We start from the raw sequence: 15,913 nt of genomic DNA, 5'->3' as shown, positions 1-15,913 counted from the left end.
TGCGGAAGAGGACGGACGGCGTGGAGGTGATACAGGGCCGTGGGTGCGTCATGCTGCCGGTTGCTTCCCTTCGCTGGCATTATCCAGATCAGGTTCAAGGGTATTTCTCACCCGGCTGCCAGAGCATGTGCTCCGGTGCCAGGACCCCTAGCGATGCGACGCGGGCTGCTTGCGCAGTCCTTGTCGTGGGCCGGATTCTACTCCAATCGGCGTGAGGAACAAGGTTTCATTTCAGATGGGCTGGGTGTGCAGCGCAGCATTTTCACTCAGCCCAAGGATCGATCACTTGCAGACCCGGGAACTGAAAATCTTTGCGATTGCGGGTCACCATGGTCAGTCCGTGTACGAGTGCAGTGGCCGCCAACAGGCTGTCAACCGCTGCAACCGGACGCCCCGCTTCCGCCTGAATGCGCCCCCATCGGTCTGCCACGACAACATCAATCGGCAAGATCCTTCCGGCAAAATAGGCGGGCAACTCAGTTTCCAGCCAGTCCATCAAGCGCAACTTTGCAGGGCCCGGCGGCTTGTTATCGGCACCTTTTCGTATTTCGCCCATGGTGAGGACGCTCAGGTACAAGGTTGCCGGAGGTCTGCGCGCAAACCATTCCACGACCCGGGGATTGGGCTCACGGCGACGCAGTTCCGACAGGACATTGGTGTCGAGCAGATAACTCAAAGGTCAACCTCCCTCGTCAGGCTGGTATCACGCTCGAATTCAACATCATCTGCATCGTAAAGCGGCGAACGCCGCATAAATTCCACCAAGGTCAAATTTGCGCCGCTGAGCCGCTCATAGTCGGCTTTCGACATGACCACCGCTACTGAGCGACCGTGCCAGGTGATTTCCTGCGGACCCGAGCGCTCCGTATCCCGCACCAGTTCCGAAAACTGAGCCTTGGCTTCTTGTATTTGCCATGTACGCATGAATACCTCCAATCTGACCAGACAGGTCAGATCATAGCAGCATTCGTTTGCAAACACCGCTGGTACCGGAATTCTTCGCCGGCTCGCGGCGACGTTTTGGGGCTTTGTACTATCCGTCCCTTATAATGTTGGGTTTCGCAAAAACACACGTCAAATCATGGAATTAGCCAAGTCGTTCGAGCCCGCCGAGATTGAGAAATTCTGGCGCGAGGAATGGGAAAAGCGCGGTTACTTCGCCGCCACCACCGACGCGGAGAAGCCCTCGTTTTCCATCCAGCTGCCGCCGCCCAATGTGACCGGCACCCTGCACATGGGTCACGCGTTCAACCAGACCATCATGGATGGCCTGACGCGCTACCACCGCATGCGCGGCTACAACACCGCCTGGATCCCCGGTACCGACCACGCCGGCATCGCCACCCAGATCGTGGTGGAACGCCAGCTGGATGCGCAGAAGGTCTCGCGCCACGACCTGGGCCGTGAAAAATTCGTCGAGAAGGTGTGGGAGTGGAAGGAAAAATCCGGCTCCACCATCACCGGCCAGATGCGCCGCATGGGCGCCTCCACCGACTGGGCCCGTGAATACTTCACGATGGACCCGAAGATGTCCAAGGCCGTCACCGAAGTCTTCGTGCGCCTCTACGAGCAGGGCCTGATCTACCGTGGCAAGCGCCTGGTGAACTGGGACCCCGTGCTGGGCACCGCCGTCTCCGACCTGGAAGTGGTGTCGGAGGAAGAAGACGGCTCCATGTGGCACATCAAGTACCCGCTGGCCGATGGCAGCGGCCATATCGTGGTGGCCACCACCCGTCCGGAAACCATGCTGGGCGACGTCGCCGTGGCAGTGGACCCGACTGACGAACGCTACGCAGCGCTGGTGGGCAAGATGCTCAAGCTGCCGCTGGTGGGCCGCGAAATCCCCATCATCAAGGATGAATACGTCGACAAGGAATTCGGCACCGGTTGCGTGAAGATCACCCCGGCGCACGACTTCAATGACTACCAGGTGGGCGCACGCCACAACCTGGAAAAGATCAGCATCTTCACCCTGAAGGCCACCATCAACGAGAATTCGCCCGAGAAGTACCAGGGCCTGGACCGCTTCGAGGCGCGCAAGCAGATCGTGGCCGACCTGGAGGCGCTGGGCCTGTTGGAACTGGTCAAGCCGCACAAGCTGATGGTGCCGCGTGGCGACCGTACCGGGGTGGTGATCGAGCCGATGCTGACCGACCAGTGGTTCGTCGCCATGAGCAAGCCGGCGCCGGAAGGGACCTTCTTCCCCGGCAAGTCGATTGCCGAAACGGCGCTGGAAAAAGTCTCCTCGGGCGAGATCAAGTTCGTGCCCGAGAACTGGACCAACACCTACAACCAGTGGCTCAACAACATCCAGGACTGGTGCATCTCGCGCCAACTGTGGTGGGGCCACCAGATCCCGGCCTGGTACGACGAGGATGGCGGCATCTATGTTGCCCGCACCGAAGAAGAAGCCAAGAAGCAAGCCGGCGGCAAGTCCGTCAAGCGCGATGAAGACGTGCTCGACACCTGGTTCTCCTCGGCGCTGGTGCCCTTCTCCACCCTGGGCTGGCCGGAAGAAACGCCGGACTACAAGCTGTTCCTGCCCTCCTCGGTGCTGGTGACGGGCTTTGACATCATCTTCTTCTGGGTGGCGCGCATGGTCATGATGACCACGCACTTCACCGGCAAGGTGCCCTTCGATACCGTCTACGTTCACGGCCTGGTGCGCGATGCCTCGGGCCAGAAGATGTCCAAGTCCAAGGGCAACACCCTGGACCCGATCGACCTGATCGATGGCATCGGCGTGGATGAACTGGTGGCCAAGCGTACGGTCGGCCTGATGAATCCCAAGCAGGCGGCCAGCATCGAGAAGGCCACCCGCAAGGAATTTGCGGACGGCATCCCGGCCTTCGGCACCGACGCGCTGCGCTTCACCTTCGCGTCGCTGGCCACCCTCGGCCGCAACATCAACTTCGACCTGAACCGCTGCGAAGGCTATCGCAACTTCTGCAACAAGCTGTGGAACGCCACCCGCTTCGTGCTGATGAATACCGAAGGCCAGGACTGTGGTTTCGACGGCCACGAGAAGGGTGTCTGCGACAAGGAGAAGCTGCAATTCTCCAAGGCTGACCGCTGGATCGTATCGCTGCTGCAGCGTACCGAAGCAGAGGTTGAAAAGGGCTTTGCAGACTACCGCTTCGACAATATCGCCACCGCGATCTACAAGTTCGTCTGGGACGAGTACTGCGACTGGTACCTGGAAATGGCCAAGGCCCAGATCCAGAGCGGCAACGAAGCGCAGCAGCGCGCCACCCGCCGCACCCTCTTGCGCGTGCTGGAAAGCGTGCTGCGCCTGGCCCATCCGGTGCTGCCCTTCATCACCGAACAGCTGTGGCAAAGCGTGGCCCCGCTGACCGATCGCAAGCCTGATCCGGCGGGCGACTCCATCATGCGCCAGGCTTATCCGCGCCCGGACCTGGACAAGATCGATGCCGAAGCCGAAGCCTGGGTTGCCCAGTTCAAGGCCTACACCGATGCCTGCCGCAACCTGCGCGGCGAGATGCAACTGGCGCCTTCCCTGCGCGTGCCGCTGATCGTGGAAGCCGCCGATGCGTCGGCAGTGGAATCCTTCCTGCCTTATCTGCAAGGCCTGGTGCGCCTGTCGGAAGCGACGGTGGTGGCGCAACTGCCGGAGTCACCCGCACCGGTGGCCATCGTCGGCGAAGTCAAGCTGATGCTGAAGGTGGAAATCGACGTGGCCGCCGAGCGTGAGCGCCTGGGCAAGGAAGTGACCCGCCTGACCGCCGAGATCGCCAAGGCCAACGGCAAGCTGTCCAACGAAAGCTTCGTGGCGCGCGCGCCAGAGGCGGTGGTGGCGCAGGAGAAGGAACGTGTCGCCAACTTCAGCGCTACGCTGGAAAAGGTGAAGGAACAGCTGGCCAAGCTGAAGTAAGCCGGCCTGTTTCTTGATGAAGCCGTCGTCCCTCACGGGGCGGCGGCTTTTGCTTTTTGTGCTTGCCTTGCGCGGCGGGCTTGTCTAGACTGGATCGAATAAATTAGAACAATCGTGCTTTTTTATGGCATTCGACTTGATAACAGGAGACAAGCATGAACCGTATTTCCTCCCCTTCCCGCCTGGCCACGCTATCGCTGCTGGCCGCCACCCTGCTTTCCAGTGCAGCCGCCTGGGCCGATGGCTCGCCGGTGGGCTTGTGGAAGAGCATCGATGACGCCACCGGCAAGCCCAAAGCGCTCATCCGCATCAGCGAAAGCAACGGTGAACTGAGCGGCAAGATCGAAAAGCTCTTCCGTGCACCAGATGAAGACCAGAACCCGGTCTGCCAGAAGTGCGAGGGCGAGCTGAAGGACCAGCCGGTCATTGGCATGACCATCCTGTCGGGTCTGAAGAAGGATGGGGACGAGTACAACGGTGGACAGATCATCGATCCGGCCAATGGCAAGGTCTACAAGAGCAAGTTGTCAGTGGTCGATGACGGGCAAAAGCTCAATGTGCGCGGTTATGTCGGCATGCCGATACTGGGCCGCACCCAGACCTGGCTGCGGGAGCAGTAAGGCCGTTGCACTCAGGCCGGACGTGAAGCTTTGAGCACGTAACGGTCCAGCTCGCGGGCGAAGGCGCGACCGTCGCTGGCGCTGAAGGCGGCCGGGCCGCTGGTCTCGATGCCGCTGCTGCGCAGCTCTTCCATGAAATTGCGGGTGCTGAGGTGATGGCCGATGTTCTGGGCGGTATAAAGCTCGCCGCGAGGATTGAGCGCCAGTGCGCCCTTGGCCACCACATCGGCGGCCAGCGGGATGTCGGCGGTGATGACCAGGTCGCCGGGTTCAACCTGGCGGGCGATTTCCTTGTCGGCCACATCGAAACCGGCAGGGACCACCATGGATTTGATATAGCGCGAAGGAGGCGTACGCAATGGCCGGTTGGTCACCAGCGTCACGATGATCGTGGTGCGGTCGGCCACCCGGAACAGCATGTCCTTGATGACGCCCGGACAGGCGTCGGCATCGACCCAGATGGCCATCAGCGCGGCGTCGCCCGGTTCAGACGAAGGAAACGGTGAGGCCCGGCAGGGTCACGCCCGAGAAGGCCGTGGTCCAGGTCTGGCCCGGCTCGATGGGACAGGCGTCGGTCCAGGTGCCGGTCGTGATGATCTCGCCGGCCTGCAACTGGCGGAAGCGGCTCTGCTTCTGCAACAGCTGGTGCAGGTGCCACAGGGCATGCAGGGGACTATCCATCTCGTCATTGCAGAAACCGGCGGCGCGCAGCACGCTGGACGATTCCGTGTTGCAGGACAGGGAGACGCTGGCGCTGGCCAGGATCTGCGGCAGGTGGTGCCTGGTCGCCGAGGACAGCACATGCGGCTCGCCCACGATGAGCGTGCCATGCAGGCCGAAGGCGGCAATCGAATCGGCTACCGTGAATTCCCAGTTGGGGAAGGGACAGACCACAATCTCGAAACCATGCGCCATCCACTCCAGGCAATCGGCCAGCTCGATGAGCGAGGCCCCCGGTGCCGGGGTCTTGCCGAGCTTGAAGACGATCTCCGGTTCGATGCGCGGCTGCACCGCACCGGTCAGCGACTGCGCACCGTGGTTGTCTTCGGCAAAGCGTACCGTGGCGTCATACATCGGCGCCCAGGTCGGAATACGCGCTTCATCGATGATGCCGTAGCGCTCCCAGTTCTTGCGCACCACGAAACCGATCTTGCGGCCTATGGGCTGCTCGCCCTGGGCGACACGGATATTGCGGATGTTGTGGGCGATTTCGTAGGCGTCTTCCACCGACAAGGGTTCGGACTCGGAAATGCGCGGGATGATCCGGGACTGGGCGCGGGCATCCAGCAGCTGATGCGCGTATCGAAGGGCTTGGCTCGACATTAGCATGGAGGGCTCACATCGAAAGATAGTGAATAGCTATCCATTGTCGATGACGATTAATTTTTGCACAAGCAAAAACTCGCTTTTATACGAGATCTGACAAAAATTTCATCAGATCGTGCTGCTGCGCGTCATGCTGTTTTCCATTGGCTGCAACAGTCCTGTCCAGCTTGAGAATGGCCGAGCTCAGCCGCCCCAGAGCTCACCATTCGGACCGGTTTGCGGTGCGGTCACGCCGAAGTGCTGGTAAGCCGCGCCGGTAGCGATGCGCCCGCGCGGGGTGCGCTGCAGGTAGCCCTGCTGGATCAGGTAGGGTTCCAGCACGTCTTCGATGGTGTCGCGTTCCTCACCGATGGCGGCCGCCAGGTTGTCCAGCCCGACCGGGCCGCCGCCGAACTTGAACAGCACCGCCTCCAGCAGCTTGCGGTCCATCAGGTCGAACCCGACCGGGTCCACGTCCAGCATCACCAGGGCGGCATCGGCCATTTCGCGGGTGATGCGGCCTTCGCCCTTGACCTCGGCATAGTCGCGCACGCGGCGCAGCAGGCGGTTGGCGATACGCGGCGTGCCACGGCTGCGGCGGGCGATTTCCAGCGCGCCTTCCTCGACGATGGGGGCGTTGAGCAAGCCGGCGCTGCGGGTCACGATGCGGGCCAGCTCGGGCGGGGTATAGAACTCCAGCCGGGCGACGATACCGAAGCGGTCACGCAGCGGATTGGTCAGCATGCCCGCACGGGTGGTAGCACCCACCAGCGTGAAAGGCTGCAGGTCCAGGCGCACCGAACGGGCGGCCGGGCCTTCGCCGATCATGATGTCGATCTGATAATCCTCCAGTGCCGGGTAGAGGATTTCCTCCACCACCGGCGACATGCGGTGGATCTCGTCGATGAAGAGCACGTCATTGGCTTCGAGATTGGTGAGCAGCGCGGCCAGGTCGCCGGCGCGCTCCAGCACGGGGCCTGAGGTCTGGCGCAGGTTCACGCCCATTTCGCGGGCGATGATGTGGGCCATGGTGGTCTTGCCCAGGCCGGGCGGGCCGAACAGCAGGGTGTGGTCGAGCGGCTCGCCACGCTTGCGGGCGGCCGAGATGAAGATTTCGAGCTGGGCGCGCACCTTTTCCTGGCCGACGTACTCGTCCAGCTGCTTGGGCCGCAGCGCACGCTCGATGGCTTCCTCGTTGGCCGAAGCCGGAGTGGCGGAGATGATGCGCTGTTCGGAGAAATCGTCGGTCTGGATGCTCATGCTCTAATCCTTGTCTGCCTTTTGCCTGTGCATCAGCCCTTGGAGAGCGCCTTCAGAGCCAGCTTGATGCCGTCCGAGACGCTGCTGTCCTTGGGCACCTGCTTCATGGCCAGGGCCGCTTCCTTGTCCGAATAGCCCAGTGCCAGCAAGGCGTTGAGGATGTCGGCCGAGGCATCGCTGTGGACCACGCCGGCCACCGCGCCCAGATCGGCGCCGAGCTTGCCTTTCAGTTCCAGCAGCAATCGTTCGGCGGTCTTCTTGCCGATGCCGGGCACCCGGGTCAGGCGGCCGGCTTCCTGCAGGGTCACGGCCTGGGCCAGGTCGGCCACCGACATGCCCGAGAGAATGGACAGCGCCGTGCGCGCACCCACGCCGGAAATCTTGATGAGCTCCTTGAACGTATTGCGTTCTTCGGCGGTCCCAAACCCGAACAGGATATGGGCATCCTCACGGATGGCCAGGTGGGTCAGCAGCGTAACCTTCTCGCCCAGGCCCGGCAGATTGTAGTAGGTGCTCATGGGCACGGCCACTTCGTAACCGACGCCCTGGCAGTCGACCAGCAGGTTCGGGGGGATTTTTTCCAAAAGAATTCCGGAGAGGCGACCGATCATGGCGTCAGGGATGTGCGTGGGAGGCAGCTTCTGTGATAATCCCGCGATGATACAGCACTGTTCGGATAAACAGTATCCAAGCCTCCCCCCCTTAGATGAAGACAAAGGAAAAACATGGCCGGTAGCGCCTTCTTCGCATTGATTGACGACATCGCCACCGTGCTCGATGACGTTTCCCTGATGACCAAGGTGGCCGCCAAGAAGACGGCTGGCGTGCTGGGCGACGACCTGGCCCTCAACGCCCAGCAGGTCGCGGGCGTACGCGCCGAGCGGGAGCTGCCGGTGGTCTGGGCGGTCGCCAAGGGTTCGTTGAAGAACAAGGCCATCCTGGTACCGGCGGCGCTGGCCATCAGCGCCTTCATCCCCTGGGCGGTGACGCCGCTGCTGATGCTGGGCGGTGCCTTCCTCTGTTTCGAAGGCTTCGAGAAGCTGGCCCACAAGTATCTTCCGCATGATGACGAACATCATGAAGTCGCCGCCAGGACCGACGACGACATCGACCCGCTGGTCTACGAGCAGGAAAAGATCAAGGATGCCGTGCGCACCGACTTCATCCTTTCAGCCGAGATCATCGCCATCACACTGGGCACGGTCGCCGGTGCACCGCTACAGCAGCAGATCACGGTGCTGGTGGGCATCGCACTGATCATGACGGCGGGCGTGTATGGGCTGGTGGCCGGCATCGTCAAACTCGATGACGGTGGCCTGTACCTGGTGCAGCACGCAGGCGCGAGCGCCTGGGGACGCTTCAAGGCCGGTATCGGACGGGCCGTCCTGGCGGCCGCACCGAAGATGATGCGCAGCCTGTCGGTGATCGGCACGATTGCCATGTTCATGGTCGGCGGCGGCATCCTGACGCATGGCCTGCCCTTCGCGCATCACGCCATCGAGGCGGCGGCGCACGCCGTGGAGGGTATCGCGGTAGTCGGGCCGGCCCTCGGGGCGATCACTCCGGCGGTCTTGAATGCCGTCTTCGGCATAGTCGCCGGTGCAGTGGTGCTGGTAGTCGTGAAGCTGGTGCAGCGCGTGCTGTCCCTCTTCAAAAAGCAAGCCTAACCGACCAGACGCCCGCCGCGCATGCGGATGCCCTTGCGCGCCAGCGCCGGGGCCAGCGCGCCAAGGTCCGACAGGACCCCTCCCCCATGCGCATGGCAGATCGCCACGCCCAGCGCATCGGCGGCATCGGTACCCGGCAGGCCGGGCAGCTTCAGCAGCCGCGCCACCATCTCCTGCACCTGCGCTTTCTGGGCGCGTCCATGGCCGGCTACGGCTTGCTTGACCTGCAGGGCCGTATATTCAGCGACTGCCAGGTCGGCGGCCACCAGCGCGCAAATGGCCGCGCCGCGCGCCTGCCCCAGCAGCAGGGTAGATTGCGGATTGACGTTGACGAACACTTTTTCGATGGCGGCGCAGTCCGGCGCATAGGACCTCACCACTTCGCCAACACTGGCCAGGATCACCTTCAGGCGTGAAGGCAGGTCGCCGTCCGGGGTCTTGATGGTGCCGGATGCGATATAGGAGAGCGTGTTGCCCTGCTTGTGGATGACCCCGAAACCGGTGGTGCGCAAGCCAGGGTCGATACCGAGGATTTTCATGCCCGCCAGTCTAACCGATCAGGCGGGCATCTCGCGTCAGAACAAGACGCCCTGCCCCGGATCCGGCATTTTCTGGCGTGGCGGGCGCCGGGCGGTCGACGGCAGGCCGCTCTTGCGCGAACCATGCCTGCCCTGGATGGCGTCGGCTTCCGCCCGCGCAGTACTGCTGCTGCGCTGGCCGTAGAGGGCGTCCTTGGCGTGCTTGAGCGCCGTCTTCTCATCCACGATGGGATCGGGATAAGCCGCCGTGCCGAATTCCGGCACCCAGCGCCGCACGTACTCGCCCAGCGGATCATGATCGCGCGCCTGCTTGGCCGGTGAATAAATGCGCAGCGTGTTGATGCCGGTGGTGCCGGACTGCATCTGCATCTGGCTCCAGTGGATGCCCGGTTCGAAATCCAGGAACTGCCGCGCCAGGAACAGCCCCGGCGCACGCCAGTGCAACCAAAGGTGGTAGGCGGCGAAGCTGACAAGCATGGCGCGCATGCGGAAGTTGAGCCAGCCGGTGGCGCACAGCTGGCGCATGCAGGCGTCGATCATGGGATAACCGGTTCGGCCTTCGCACCAGGCATCGAAACGCGCCTGCGCCTCCACGCCCCACGGACCGCCATCACCGGGGCGCAAGCCATCCAGCGAACGCGCGACGTTGCGCCATTCGATATCAGGCTGGTCTTCCAGCTTCTGCATGAAGTGGCAATGCCAGCGCAGGCGGCTGGAGAAGCCGCGCAGGCCGTAGGCCAGCTCGCGGTCGGCGGTGTGCTCGATGGCCAGCTCGGTGGCCTGATGCACGCTGCGCATGGAAATGGTACCGAAGGCCAGATGCGCGCTGAGTCGGCTGCAGGCGTCGGGTGCGGTCAGCGGACTGGACATGCCGCGCCGGTAATCCCGTGCACCACCACCGAGAAAGGCGCGCAGGGTGTCCCACGCTGCCGCCTCGCCGGCAGGCGGTTGCAGACGGACTTCGGGCAAACCCAGTTCGGTCAGCGTCGGCAGACGGTCCGGCTGCATGCCCGCAGGCGCGCGCAAGCCGACAGGATTGCCCACCTGCGGCGCCTCCATGCGCCGCACCCAGCGCGCAGCCCAGCCATCGCGGCTGCGCAGGCGCCGCACCACGCCGGTCTGCGGCCACTCCAGCCATTGCACGCCCTGGATGCGGCACCAGCGATTGACCGAGATATCGCGTGCATAGCTCCACGCCGGGCCGGTTTCTTCATGGCTGAACAGATGGGTGACACCCCATGCACGGCGCAAGGACTCCAGCACCTGCACCGCCTCGCCCACCCGCACCAGCAGCGGCAGTCCGCACCGCTGCAATTCCCGCTGCAAGGGCGCCAGCGAACGCAGCAGGAAATCCACATGGCGCGGATCGCATTCAACACTCTGCAACCACGCGGGCTCGATGATGAAGACCGCGAAGGCGCGCTCGCACTGCGCAGCCTCGGCCAGCGCCGCATGATCGCGCAGGCGCAGGTCGCGCTTGAACCAGACCAGGCCGACAGCCACGTCAGCCTCTTTCGCGGCGGCGCTCCAGGCGCACCACCAGCCGCCGCACGGCCGGGCGTACCTGCAGGAAAGCGCGATAGCTGCGTTCCATCAGCCACAACATGCCGGGCAGGCGCGCCAGCCCGGCCAGCCAGCGCCAGCCCGGCAAGCTCGCCCACAACTGGACGAAGGCCTCGGCACCGCTGAAGACCACACCATCGCTTCGACGCACATGAAAGCGCGCCAGTAGCTGCGCGCGCGTGAACCCTGCCGGAAGATCGGTCGGGGACACGTCGGTACGGCTGATATCGCAAAAGCGCAGGGGAGCCTCCTGCGCACCACGCTGGTAGAGGCTGATCTCGCGTCGGCACAGCGGACAGGCGCCATCGTAGAGCACGGTCAGTTCGTCCCGTGGCTTGGGATCGGCATCAGCCATCGCGCCGCTCCCTGCGCTCGGTGCGCGCCAGCAGCTCGGCAGCCGTCTGCAGACCTTGGGTACTGCGGCGCCACCATTGCGTGAACAGGTCACTGGGCTTGTCCACCACCGGGAACAGGTCCGGCGGCGCCACACATTGCGCCCACAGCGGCAGCCAGGGCGCAAGATGCGGATCGGCCAGGCAACGCACGCTGCGCGCCGCCTTGAGCGCGCGCCCGACGGTGGCGGCATCGCCATGCCAGCACAGCGGCGTGAGCTCACGCATGCGCGCTCCCACGAAGGCCCAGCGACGCTGGTCCCAGGGCCACAGCAGATGGAAGTCCGAGAGATAAAGACCGACCACTACCGTATCGGGCGACAGATCGGCGGGCAACTCGCCCAGGCTCCATGGATGAACCAGCCAGACATCCCGTCCGGCTACGGCGTCAGGCTCGGGCGCAATGCTGCCCAAATATTCAGGTGGCATTGACAGCAGTGCCGGCTCCTTGCAGCGCTCCCGCATGCGCTGGGCCGGTTCGGCCGCCACCGGGTCGGGATGGAGAGCAATTTCGCCTAAAGCTTCATAGGAGGTATCTACCACCGTACCCGGGCTGTGCCATTCGGACGGTGCGTATTTGGCCACGTTCTCGGCATTGAAAAGATAGGGCTTGTGACTGCCGGTACCGGCCACCCACTGCCAGCTCAGGTGATTGCTGGCCAGGTCGCCATCCAGCAGATGGCCGACCATCCAGTCTGCACCGGCGCGCCAATGGACCTTGCGCAGATGCACCACGTAGCTGGCCAGCCACATGCGCGCGTGATTGTGCAGGGTCCCGGTGGCATACAGGGTGCGCACGGCCTGGTCGATGACGGGCAGGCCGGTGGCGGCTTCGCGGATGTCGGCTGGCAGCTCGCGGGCGTAAGCCGACTCCGGCAGTGGCCCGGCGTGCAGCGAATCGAAGATGCGCGCCCCGCGCCGCGCCCACACGTAGCGATAGAAGGCGCGCCAGCCCAGCTCGTAGACGAACTTGTGCTGCACATCCAGCGCCTGTCGGCGGCATACCCCGGCCAAGACCTCGCGCAGACTGACCAGGCCGTGCGTGAGATAGGGCGACAGCCCGGTCACGGCACCGTCGAGACTGTTGCGGGTGCGTGCGTAAGCCCCCGGTCGCACGGCGGCAATGCGTTCGCGCGCGGCGGCCAGGGTCGGCAGCAAGGGCAGCAAGGCCAGGGGCTGGGCCAGCCGGTCTACGGGGGCGGGGGAAGCAGCGGGACAGTCTTCCGGGGAAGGCATATCCAGGATCAGGTCGAATTGATGTTTGCGGTACATGGCTCGACTCCTCAAAGACCAGGATGGACGCGCTTGCGGCGACAGGCTTGGGAACAGTATCGGACCTCCTCCCAGTTCTTCGCCCAGGCGCGCCGCCAGGTCATGGGCAGGCCGCACACGGCGCAGGGCTTGCTGGGCAAGTGCGCCTTGTTGCCGCGATGTCCGCTGATCTGGCTTTTGGGTTTCATGACGCAGAATTGTACCGAATAAATGCGTCACACTTGACTCATGACGCAGATTTAGCATTTATAATCTGTGTCAAATATGATTCATAGGAGGAAGCCATGAGCCTTGCCAATTCGACCACGCCCGCCACGTCCCCTGCCGCGGCCGCGGACAAACCCGCCGGTGAAGCCTTGCGCCGCACGGGCGCGGTGGCCCGCATGCTGCGCATGCCGGTCGCCACACTGCGGGTGTGGGAGCGCCGCTATGCCCTGACCCAGGGCAAGCTCTCCCCCAGCGGTCAGCGACTGTATTCGGAAGCCGACGTACGGCGTCTGGCGCTGATCCGGCAGTTGACTGAACTGGGTCACGCCATCGGCAGTCTGGCGGGGCTGGACATGGATCAGCTCCAGCAGGTCGCCGCCACCCACGCCGAACTGCACGCCGCGCGCCCCACGCCGCCGGAGGCAGCGCAGGGCCAGTGGCGGCTGGCCGTGATCGGCTCTACCCTGGCGCAGCGCCTGGACAAACCGGGTCTGCTGCAACGCCTGGGGCGGCCGCTGCAATTGCTGGGCCCGTTCGAAAGCATCGAGCAGGCGGCCATGGCCTTGAAGCGGGAGGAAGTCGATGCCCTGCTGCTGCATGAGCCGCAATTGCACGCCGGCTGGCTGGGCGCGCTGGAGAGTTCGGCGCCGGCCCTGAGCGGGCTGCCGATGGCGGTACTGTACGGTTTTGCCAGCGAGGCCGTGTGCGAGACCCTGGCGGCGGTCGGCATCAGCCTGCTGCGCGCGCCCCAGCCGGATGTGGTGATCCTGCAATGGTTGCGTGGCCTGGCGGCGCTGTCTTCACCGGGGCGTGATGCGTCAGGCGAGGACAAGTCCCTGCCACCGCGCCGCTGGGATGACAACCAACTGATCGCCTTCGCCAACCAGTCCACCACGGTGGCCTGTGAATGCCCGCGCCACGTGGCCGAATTGCTGATGCAGCTGTCGCAGTTCGAGCGCTACAGCGCCCAGTGTGCCAACCGCAACGTGGCTGACGCGCAATTGCATCAATACCTGCAACAGCTGACCTCGGAATCACGCCAGCGTTTTGAAGCAGCCATGACGCGAATTGCCCTGCATGAAGGATTCATCACCGAGGACAGTTGAAACCGGCCTGGCACGGCGCACGCGGCACCAACAAAAACGCCCGGCATGAAGCCGGGCGTCGTTTTTGCAGCAAGCCGCAATCAGTGACGGAAGTGACGGGTGCCGGTCAGCAGCATGACGACATCGCGCTCATTGGCGGCATCGATGACTTCCTGGTCGCGCATGGAGCCGCCCGGATGGATGACGCAGGTTGCGCCGGCATCAACCACCACGTCCAGGCCATCGCGGAACGGGAAGAAGGCATCCGAGGCCACGGCCGAACCGGCCAGTGTCAGGCCGGCATTCTGCGCCTTGATGGAAGCGATGCGGGCCGAATCGATGCGGCTCATCTGGCCCGCGCCCACGCCCAGGGTCATGCCATTGCCGCAGAAGACGATGGCATTGGACTTGACGAACTTGGCCACGCGCCAGGCGAACATCAGGTCCTGCAGTTGCTGCTGGGTCGGCTGCTTCTTGCTGACCACCTTCACATCGGCCAGCAGCACGTTCTTGGCGTCCGGCGACTGCACGAGCAGGCCACCGCCGACGCGCTTGAAGTCATAGCCGTTCAGGCCGGTACCCAGCGGGATTTCCAGCAGGCGCACGTTCTGCTTGGCGGCGAAGATCTGCTTGGCTTCGGCGCTGAAGGACGGGGCGATCAGCACTTCCAGGAACTGCTTGGCCACGGCTTCGGCTGCGGCAGCGTCCACTTCGCGGTTGAAGGCGATGATGCCGCCGAAGGCCGAGGTCGGGTCGGTCTGCAGGGCCTTGCTGTAGGCTTCCAGCGGGTTGGCGCCGATGGCCACGCCGCAGGGGTTGGCGTGCTTGATGATGACGCAGGCAGCTTCCGTGGCCGGGTCGAAGCTCTTGACGCATTCCCAGGCGGCATCGGCGTCGGCGATGTTGTTGAAGGACAGTTCCTTGCCTTGCAACTGGGTGTAATTGGCCAGGGCGCCATCGACCTTCTTGATGTCGCGGTAGAAGGCGGCGCTCTGGTGCGGGTTTTCACCGTAGCGCATGTCCTGCACCTTCTCGAAATGCAGGTTCAGGGTGGCGGGATAGGCGCTGCGGGTGCTGTGCTGCTTGTCTTCACCCAGCGAGGTGAAGTAATTGGTGATGGCGCCGTCGTATTGCGCGGTGTGGGCGAAGACCTTCTTGGCCAGCGCGAAACGCTTTTCGTAGGGCAGGTCGCCGCCGGACTTGAGCTCGGCCAGCACGCCTTCATAGTCGGTCGGATCGCAGATGACGATGACGTCCTTGTGGTTCTTGGCCGAAGAACGCAGCATGGCCGGGCCGCCGATGTCGATGTTCTCGATCGCGTCTTCCAGCGAGCACTCGTCCTTGGCCACGGTCTGCTGGAACGGGTACAGGTTCACCACCACCATGTCGATCGTGGGAATGCCGTGCTGTTCCAGGGCGGCGACGTGCTCGGGGAAATCGCGACGGGCCAGGATGCCGCCATGGACCTTGGGATGCAGCGTCTTCACGCGGCCATCCAGCATTTCCGGGAAACCGGTGTAGTCGGCCACTTCGGTGACCGGCACGCCATTGTCGGCCAGCAGCTTGGCGGTGCCGCCGGTGGACAGGATGTTGACGCCCATGGCAGACAGCGCGCGCGCAAAGTCGAGCACGCCTGCCTTGTCGGATACGGAAATGAGTGCTTGTTTGATCATGGTAGGCAAGACTGGTAAGGAAAAGGAAACCTGAAAAACCGTGGAAGGAAGCGGCATCCGCACCTCATCCCGACGCCCCCGATGCGGCGCCGGCATGGTCGGTGACGGCTACAGCAGGCCGTGTTGCTGCAGCTTCTTGCGCAGCGTGTTGCGGTTGATGCCGAGGATCTCGGCGGCCTGGGACTGGTTGCCCTCGGCGCGCGCCATCACGGTCTCGAAGACCGGTTTTTCGACCGTGGCCAGCACCATGTCGTAGACATTGGTCGGTAGCTGTTCACCCAGATCCCGGAAATATTTTTCCAGGCTCTTCTTGACGACATCCTCGATACTTTCTTTGCTCATTGCTTTGTTGCTTCTGTTCTTGTCGGCGCCGCCTCGCAGGCTTGAATGCGCCATTTCCCCTGGGCGCGATCGTGCGTGGCGATGCCGTGTTGTTGA

The 15,913-nt window shown here is 63.7% G+C and carries 17 protein-coding genes and 1 riboswitch; of the genes, 4 read left to right on the top strand and 13 right to left on the bottom strand.

Annotated features, from left to right (window positions below):
• Positions 1–48 precede the first annotated feature (48 nt).
• A riboswitch (TPP riboswitch) is annotated at positions 49–159 on the bottom strand.
• A 103-nt stretch (positions 160–262) separates the two neighbouring features.
• Positions 263–676 carry a type II toxin-antitoxin system VapC family toxin gene (locus GWL_RS22270; RefSeq protein ID WP_034351622.1) on the bottom strand — a complete coding sequence of 138 codons (414 nt, stop codon included), beginning with the start codon at positions 674–676 and terminating at the stop codon, positions 263–265.
• Positions 673–924, bottom strand: a complete 252-nt coding sequence (locus tag GWL_RS22265) for a type II toxin-antitoxin system Phd/YefM family antitoxin (protein WP_034351621.1) — start codon at positions 922–924, stop codon at positions 673–675. Before GWL_RS22265 ends, GWL_RS22270 begins: the two co-directional genes overlap by 4 nt.
• A gap of 157 nt (positions 925–1,081) precedes the next feature.
• Here GWL_RS22265 and GWL_RS22260 point away from each other — a divergent pair, with 157 nt between their 5' ends.
• Together GWL_RS22260 and GWL_RS22255 are read left to right on the top strand one after the other, a co-directional pair.
• The gene (locus GWL_RS22260; RefSeq protein WP_008334748.1) at positions 1,082–3,892 is read left to right on the top strand and encodes a valine--tRNA ligase; all 2,811 of its coding nucleotides are present in this window, start codon (positions 1,082–1,084) and stop codon (positions 3,890–3,892) included.
• Positions 3,893–4,047: 155 nt separating this feature from the next.
• Positions 4,048–4,512, top strand: a complete 465-nt coding sequence (locus GWL_RS22255; protein WP_008334746.1) for a DUF2147 domain-containing protein — start codon at positions 4,048–4,050, stop codon at positions 4,510–4,512.
• An 11-nt stretch (positions 4,513–4,523) separates the two neighbouring features.
• On the opposite strand, the gene GWL_RS22250 is transcribed toward GWL_RS22255, so the two are convergent.
• The 4 genes from GWL_RS22250 to ruvA form a co-directional block, all read right to left on the bottom strand.
• The gene (locus tag GWL_RS22250) at positions 4,524–4,979 is read right to left on the bottom strand and encodes a YaiI/YqxD family protein (RefSeq protein ID WP_008334744.1); all 456 of its coding nucleotides are present in this window, start codon (positions 4,977–4,979) and stop codon (positions 4,524–4,526) included.
• Positions 4,980–4,998: 19 nt separating this feature from the next.
• Positions 4,999–5,841, bottom strand: a complete 843-nt coding sequence (locus GWL_RS22245; protein WP_034351620.1) for a 2-keto-4-pentenoate hydratase — start codon at positions 5,839–5,841, stop codon at positions 4,999–5,001.
• 180 nt (positions 5,842–6,021) lie between these two features.
• Positions 6,022–7,077, bottom strand: a complete 1,056-nt coding sequence (gene ruvB, locus GWL_RS22240; protein WP_008334738.1) for a Holliday junction branch migration DNA helicase RuvB — start codon at positions 7,075–7,077, stop codon at positions 6,022–6,024.
• A 32-nt stretch (positions 7,078–7,109) separates the two neighbouring features.
• Positions 7,110–7,688, bottom strand: coding sequence for a Holliday junction branch migration protein RuvA (gene ruvA, locus GWL_RS22235; RefSeq protein ID WP_008334736.1), 579 nt, complete (start codon positions 7,686–7,688; stop codon positions 7,110–7,112).
• Positions 7,689–7,802: 114 nt separating this feature from the next.
• On the opposite strand from ruvA, the gene GWL_RS22230 reads away from it, so the two are divergent.
• A complete protein-coding gene (locus tag GWL_RS22230; protein ID WP_008334735.1) occupies positions 7,803–8,744 on the top strand; it encodes a DUF808 domain-containing protein in 942 nt (313 codons plus the stop codon).
• On the opposite strand, the gene ruvC is transcribed toward GWL_RS22230, so the two are convergent.
• The 5 genes from ruvC to GWL_RS23175 are packed head-to-tail and all read right to left on the bottom strand — an operon-like array spanning position 8,741 to position 12,698.
• Positions 8,741–9,283 (bottom strand): crossover junction endodeoxyribonuclease RuvC, encoded by a 543-nt coding sequence (ruvC, locus tag GWL_RS22225; protein ID WP_008334734.1) that lies wholly within the window; start codon positions 9,281–9,283, stop codon positions 8,741–8,743. The two genes, GWL_RS22230 and ruvC, sit on opposite strands and share 4 nt — an antisense overlap.
• Positions 9,284–9,319: 36 nt before the next feature.
• The gene (locus GWL_RS22220; RefSeq protein ID WP_008334733.1) at positions 9,320–10,786 is read right to left on the bottom strand and encodes an FAD-binding domain-containing protein; all 1,467 of its coding nucleotides are present in this window, start codon (positions 10,784–10,786) and stop codon (positions 9,320–9,322) included.
• Between the two features lies 1 nt (position 10,787).
• On the bottom strand, positions 10,788–11,201 hold the full coding sequence (locus tag GWL_RS22215) for a thiol-disulfide oxidoreductase DCC family protein (RefSeq protein WP_008334732.1): 414 nt from the start codon (positions 11,199–11,201) through the stop codon (positions 10,788–10,790).
• Entirely contained in the window at positions 11,194–12,510 is a 1,317-nt protein-coding gene (locus GWL_RS22210; RefSeq protein ID WP_008334731.1) for an FAD-binding domain-containing protein, read from the bottom strand. The genes GWL_RS22215 and GWL_RS22210 overlap by 8 nt, the downstream gene beginning before the upstream one ends.
• An 11-nt stretch (positions 12,511–12,521) precedes the next feature.
• On the bottom strand, positions 12,522–12,698 hold the full coding sequence (locus GWL_RS23175; RefSeq protein ID WP_081486114.1) for a DUF2256 domain-containing protein: 177 nt from the start codon (positions 12,696–12,698) through the stop codon (positions 12,522–12,524).
• Between the two features lie 96 nt (positions 12,699–12,794).
• On the opposite strand from GWL_RS23175, the gene GWL_RS22205 reads away from it, so the two are divergent.
• Positions 12,795–13,823 carry a MerR family transcriptional regulator gene (locus GWL_RS22205; RefSeq protein WP_008334726.1) on the top strand — a complete coding sequence of 343 codons (1,029 nt, stop codon included), beginning with the start codon at positions 12,795–12,797 and terminating at the stop codon, positions 13,821–13,823.
• Between the two features lie 80 nt (positions 13,824–13,903).
• On the opposite strand, the gene purH is transcribed toward GWL_RS22205, so the two are convergent.
• Complete coding sequence (gene purH / locus GWL_RS22200) at positions 13,904–15,475, bottom strand: bifunctional phosphoribosylaminoimidazolecarboxamide formyltransferase/IMP cyclohydrolase (protein ID WP_008334724.1); 1,572 nt, start codon at positions 15,473–15,475, stop codon at positions 13,904–13,906.
• 108 nt (positions 15,476–15,583) lie between these two features.
• Positions 15,584–15,817 carry a Fis family transcriptional regulator gene (locus GWL_RS22195; RefSeq protein WP_006463627.1) on the bottom strand — a complete coding sequence of 78 codons (234 nt, stop codon included), beginning with the start codon at positions 15,815–15,817 and terminating at the stop codon, positions 15,584–15,586.
• Positions 15,818–15,913: the final 96 nt, after the last annotated feature.

The sequence above is a fragment of the Herbaspirillum sp. GW103 genome (assembly GCF_000261365.1).
Taxonomy (GTDB): Bacteria; Pseudomonadota; Gammaproteobacteria; order Burkholderiales; family Burkholderiaceae_D; genus Herbaspirillum.
This window is presented reverse-complemented; position numbering and strand designations above follow the sequence as displayed.